This is a genomic window from Bacteroidales bacterium (assembly GCA_018334875.1).
Taxonomy (GTDB): Bacteria; Bacteroidota; Bacteroidia; order Bacteroidales; family UBA12077; genus JAGXLC01.
On the sequence record JAGXLC010000284.1, the window covers coordinates 1 to 5269 of the forward strand.

The window sequence follows — 5269 nt, forward strand, 5'->3', positions numbered from 1 at the left end:
CGGATAAAAGAAATGCATTTCCAAATATTCAGTGGCAAAAAACATATTACAATTAGTACCTTACTTTTTATTTTCTTGCATTTTTTGGCAGAAAATGAAATTCTAATATCTAATTTCGAAATTCTAAACAATGTCAAATGACCAAACAAAGAAATTTCAAAACAACCCAATAGACAAAGAGCACTCATGAAAATCTTTGGTTCTATTTTAATTAAGTTTGAATAAGATGTTTTGATCTCTGGCAACTGCCAGATTGAACATTAGTATTTGTTTAGGATTTAGAAATTTGGATTTCCAGTTTATCTGGGTTAGGATTATCATAAAAAGATTGATAATTTGGTCTTGCAGCTTAAGCTATTATAAATATAGCTTAAGTCTGAATATAAGGGATAATAACAAAATCCTGACAATTGCAGCTATTAAATCAATAAAAAGTAAATATGAAACAAAAGTCACATTCAAAGAGATTTCCGGTTGGTCGTCGCAACTTTCTTAAGACGCAGCTTTTGCTTGGTTTCGGAGTCCTTTCTGGAGGAACTGTGCTGCAAAATGCCTGCAGTTCCCCGGATAAGAAGAGTAAAACTACAGTTTCCGGCCTGGATGAACTACGGGCCAAATACCTTGAGTGCCTCGGTGGCGAATTCCCTGAATTTCCACCTTTGAAACCTGAATTAAGGGAGACCCTGCAAAAGGATGGTTACCGGATCGAATCCCTTACCTATGAGGTGCAACCCGGTGAGCGCATACCGGCACTGTTGCTGGTTCCGGATACTGCCACCGGAGATAATCCTGCTCCGGGAATTGCTGTCTGGCATCAACATGCCGGACAATATCACCTGGGAAAATCAGAACCTGCAGGCCTGGAAGGAAATCCCATGCATCATACAGGTGTTTCCCTCGTCCGGGAAGGTTATGTGGTACTATGCCCTGATGCATTATGCTTTGAGGAGCGTCAGGATCCTACCGGAAAACTGGATGGCGGGAAATACGAGCGGTTCGAATTTCTCCGTGAAGTCGTCCGTGGCAGGAGCCTTGCATGGAAAAACATCCTTGACATGAAGCAATCCATCACCTTGCTGAGTGAGCGGCCTGAGGTAAACGGGGATCTTATCGGCTGCTATGGACATTCAATGGGATCAACCCATTCATGGCTGGTTGGTCCGCTGGAGCCCCGACTTAAGTGTGTTGTTGGAAACTGCTGCCTGCCAACCTATGATGCCATTGAAGCGGAACACCTTTTACATTGTTTTCCCAATTTTGTACCCGGATGGAAAAAGTATGGCGATACCCCGGAAATTGCATCCCTGATTGCGCCAAGGCCCCTTCATCTGAATTTCGGGGAAGCCGACCACGGCAGTCCTGTCGAATTTGTTAAAAAGGGTTTGAAACGCATTGAAGCAGTGTACAAAAGGGAAGGGGCCGCCGGGAATTTTACCTCTTTCATTGAACCCGATAAGGGCCATGTCCTTTCCCAGGCAATGTGGCAGAAGGTAAAAACGTGTTTCGCCCGGCATCTTAAAACCGGTTAACATATAATCCAATGGTTAGAAGTCCTATTCCAGCAGCTTATCATCATTGACTCCCATGAATCCCGCATCCAGGGACCTTCGCAACAAGAGCGTGAGTAACATGCGGATTTCATGGCAATACAGGCAGAGTTTATGAAACCCGCATCCAGGAACTTTCACAACAAGGCAATGAATAAAGCATGCGGGTTCCATGGAGGGTAAGCACAACATTCGAACTTTACGATATTTTTTAATTGAACTATAAACCTATAATTAAGCTTTACACGAATGAAACCCGCATGCAGGAACCTGCACAACAAGAATATGATTAACATGCGGGTTCCATGGTAATACGAGCAGAGTTTCTGAATTTGGTATATATATCAATTTGAAATTCAATTTTTTAATAAACTGTTACGCTAATGAATTTACCATGTAAATCAAATTGGAATTCAAACCTTTAATAAACTGTTGCCAAAATGAAACCTTCATGCCCAAAATGGACACAAAAGGCGGATGTATAAATTATGAAGGTTCCATGGGTATTTTACTGAATTACTTATATGATACATTTTCATTAATATAGAAATTAATAACTTAAACAAACTGCTATACTAATGAAATCTATAGAAACGAAAATATTTCTACATTTTGCAATAAAACATTAAATTTGGTAAATATTATTTGAGTTCAGTCTAAAAAGTGTTAAACTAAGAAGATGCCACTAAAACTCCAAAACACTAAAACCCACAAAAAAGAAATATTCGGTATTTTGTTTTTAGTGTAATTTTGTGTTTTTGTGTTTTGGTGGCGGAAACAAGCTTTTTAGACGGGACTCTTATTTCGAATGTCGAATATTTATCTATCTAAAAATATGGGAGAAATCATGAAAAATGTAAAAATCATGCCTTGTCTGGATATGAAAGACGGACGGGTAGTAAAAGGGGTTCATTTTGTGGATATTAAAGATGCTGGTGATCCGGTTGAAAACGCAGCTTTCTATCAAAAAGAAGGAGCCGATGAACTAGCCATGCTTGATATTGCGGCTACCATTGAAAATCGGGGTACAAGACTCGAATGGGTCAGAAATGTTTCATCTGTTATTGACATTCCGCTGACAGTTGGTGGAGGAATATCCTCCCTTGAGGATATTGAGATGGTATTGGAAGCAGGCGCTGATAAGGTTTCAATGAACAGTGCTGCTGTCAAGGATGCCGGCCTAATAAAAAAGGCAGCCCATCAATTTGGTTCAGATAAAATTACAATTGCCATAGATGCCAGAAGAAATTCCGAAATGCCATCGGGTTTTGAATTGGTAATTAGCGGAGGTAAAAAACCGGTTGGACAAGATGCTGTAGCATGGGCAAAGAAATGTCAGGAACTGGGTGCAGGTATCATTTTGCCAACCAGTATGGATGCAGATGGCACAAAAGACGGATATGATATTGAATACACAAAGGCCATTTCCGATGCAGTGGAATTGCCTGTGGTCGCTTCAGGTGGAGCAGGAAAACCGGAACATTTTTATGAGGGAGCAGCAAAAGGCGGAGCACAAATCCTGCTGGCTGCTTCTGTTTTCCATTATCGTACTTTAAGTATCAGGGAGGTAAAAAAATATCTTAAGGAGAGGGGGTTGGAAGTTAATCTGGGTTAGAATCAACAAAGGAGATCTAAAAGGTAGGTAGTGCGTATAACATTGATTAGAAATACGAAGACAATATATTTAGTGTAAAAATAAACCAACTTTAAAAATGAAAAGCACCAGTTTATTATGGGTTATTCTTCTGCTGGCTTTTTTTCAGTTTGCAGGGCATAACCAACCCAGCGACAGCAAGGCCGAAGAGGAATACTTCAAGGTCTATCCCATCGGAAAGGTGGTGAAAGAGAACGGAAAAACCACGATTGTGCTGGACAAAAAGTACGAGCCAGGGCTGTTGAGGTTTGAGAAATTGTCTCATGTGACGGTAGTCTGGTGGTTTCACCTAAACGACAATCCGGAAGATAGATCTGTGCTGCAGGTTCATCCCCGGGGAAATTCATCCAATCCGCTGACCGGTGTATTTGCAACCCATTCTCCGGTTCGTCCCAACCTGATTGCCATCACCCGGTGCCGGGTAATTTCCGTTAAGGATAATGTGATTGAGATTGACGGCATAGATGCCTTTGACGGCACACCCGTGCTGGATCTGAAGAGCTGACAAAGTAATGAATTATGCCAATGATGATTGATAATAAAAACTTAATCAGATTTCTGTTTACAGAAATGTTATGAGCAATCTCGAAAATAATTAACTACAAATTTTGAGAAATCATGGAAAACATCAGCAGTAATTCATTTGACACTTCTCTGATGACGGAATGGATCAAAAAAATGACAAGTTTTGGTCCACGGCGGGCAGGAAGCACTGCCGGCCAAAAGAATGAACATTTCTTGATGGAGCAATTGAGGGATTTCGGCATTGAAAATGTTCATAAAGAACCTATTCCTATAGAATACAGGGAAACTCAGAAAGCAGTTCTCGAAGTTGATGATGGGGAAGGATTTAAGCCAATAAAAGTACAATGGATACCCTTCAGTGCATATACCCCGGAGAAGGGAATTGAAGGGAACCTAGTTTATGCTGATCCTGGAAAAATCATTCAGGGTGGTCATTGGAAAGGAAAGATCATTCTGACTGATATTTGTTTCCCTATGCTTGATGTAAAACTTATTTCAAAGTTTTCACTTGGACGTTATGATCCGGAGGGTACCATGCTTGATATCAAACATCCGGCTACCTGGGTAAGAAAGAACTGGCACTTTTACAGAAAGGCAATTAAAAATGGAGCCATTGGGTTTATTGGAATTCTAAAAGATCAACCGGGAGGATCTTATCGCATGTATGCTCCATATGGTTTTAAAGAAAAAAATATCCTGGATAAGCCGTTACCGGGTTTCTGGGTAAGCAGGGAGTATGGCCCAAGGCTCCGTGAGCTAGCAAAAAAAGGGAATACTCGGGTAAAAATGATCCATGTCGGAGAACATAAGTCGGAAATCACCAATAACATAGTGGGTGAAATTGCCGGACAGAGCGATGAAATAGTAATTCTGCACTGTCATCATGATTCACCGTTCAAATCTCCGGTAGAAGATGCCTCCGGGTGTGCTGTAGTTTTAGCTTTGGCAAAGCATTTTGCAAAAGAGAAAGACAATAAGAGGAAAATATTGATTCTTTTTACTGCAGGTCATTTTTATGGTTCCATTGGTACCCGCACTTTTATCCGGGATCATATGAAGGATATTGTACCAAAAGTAGCTATAGAAATATCCATTGAACATATAGCAAAAGAAGCTATAGAAAATCCTAAAGGAGAACTTATTTCTAGTGGTCAACCTGAAGGAACAGGAATCTTCGTCCCTTTTAATTCCGGAATGGTTCATGCTGTATTGGAAAGTGTGAAGCGTAATTCTGTGGATCGTGTATTCTTATTACCACCTGAGGGGCCATTAGGAGATTACCCACCTACTGATGGTGGAGATTGGTATGAAGCCGGAGTACCCCTGGTGAATATAATCTCAAATCCAGTATACCTTCTCAATGAGGAGGATGATTTCGACTGGGTTATGGAAGATAGATTGCCGAAAGTAGCAGGTGCTGTTGCAGATATAGTCCGCAAAACGGACCTTATGAACAGAGAATCCATTGGCCTGGTTGAGTTTTCAGGTTTTAAGTTAAAAATGAAACTGATTAAGAAACTGGTAAGAATGAAAACTACCAGAT

4 protein-coding genes are annotated in these 5269 nt (G+C 40.7%); all 4 read left to right on the plus strand.

Going from position 1 to position 5269, the window contains the following annotated elements:
• Positions 1–440 precede the first annotated feature (440 nt).
• The gene (locus KGY70_16505) at positions 441–1529 is read left to right on the plus strand and encodes a dienelactone hydrolase family protein (GenBank protein ID MBS3776801.1); all 1089 of its coding nucleotides are present in this window, start codon (positions 441–443) and stop codon (positions 1527–1529) included.
• Between the two features lie 865 nt (positions 1530–2394).
• Entirely contained in the window at positions 2395–3162 is a 768-nt protein-coding gene (hisF, locus tag KGY70_16510) for an imidazole glycerol phosphate synthase subunit HisF (GenBank protein ID MBS3776802.1), read from the plus strand.
• A 97-nt stretch (positions 3163–3259) separates the two neighbouring features.
• Positions 3260–3706 (plus strand): SAM-dependent methyltransferase, encoded by a 447-nt coding sequence (locus KGY70_16515; GenBank protein MBS3776803.1) that lies wholly within the window; start codon positions 3260–3262, stop codon positions 3704–3706.
• Between the two features lie 113 nt (positions 3707–3819).
• On the plus strand, positions 3820–5269 hold a 1450-nt coding region (locus KGY70_16520; protein MBS3776804.1), incomplete at its 3' end, for a M28 family peptidase.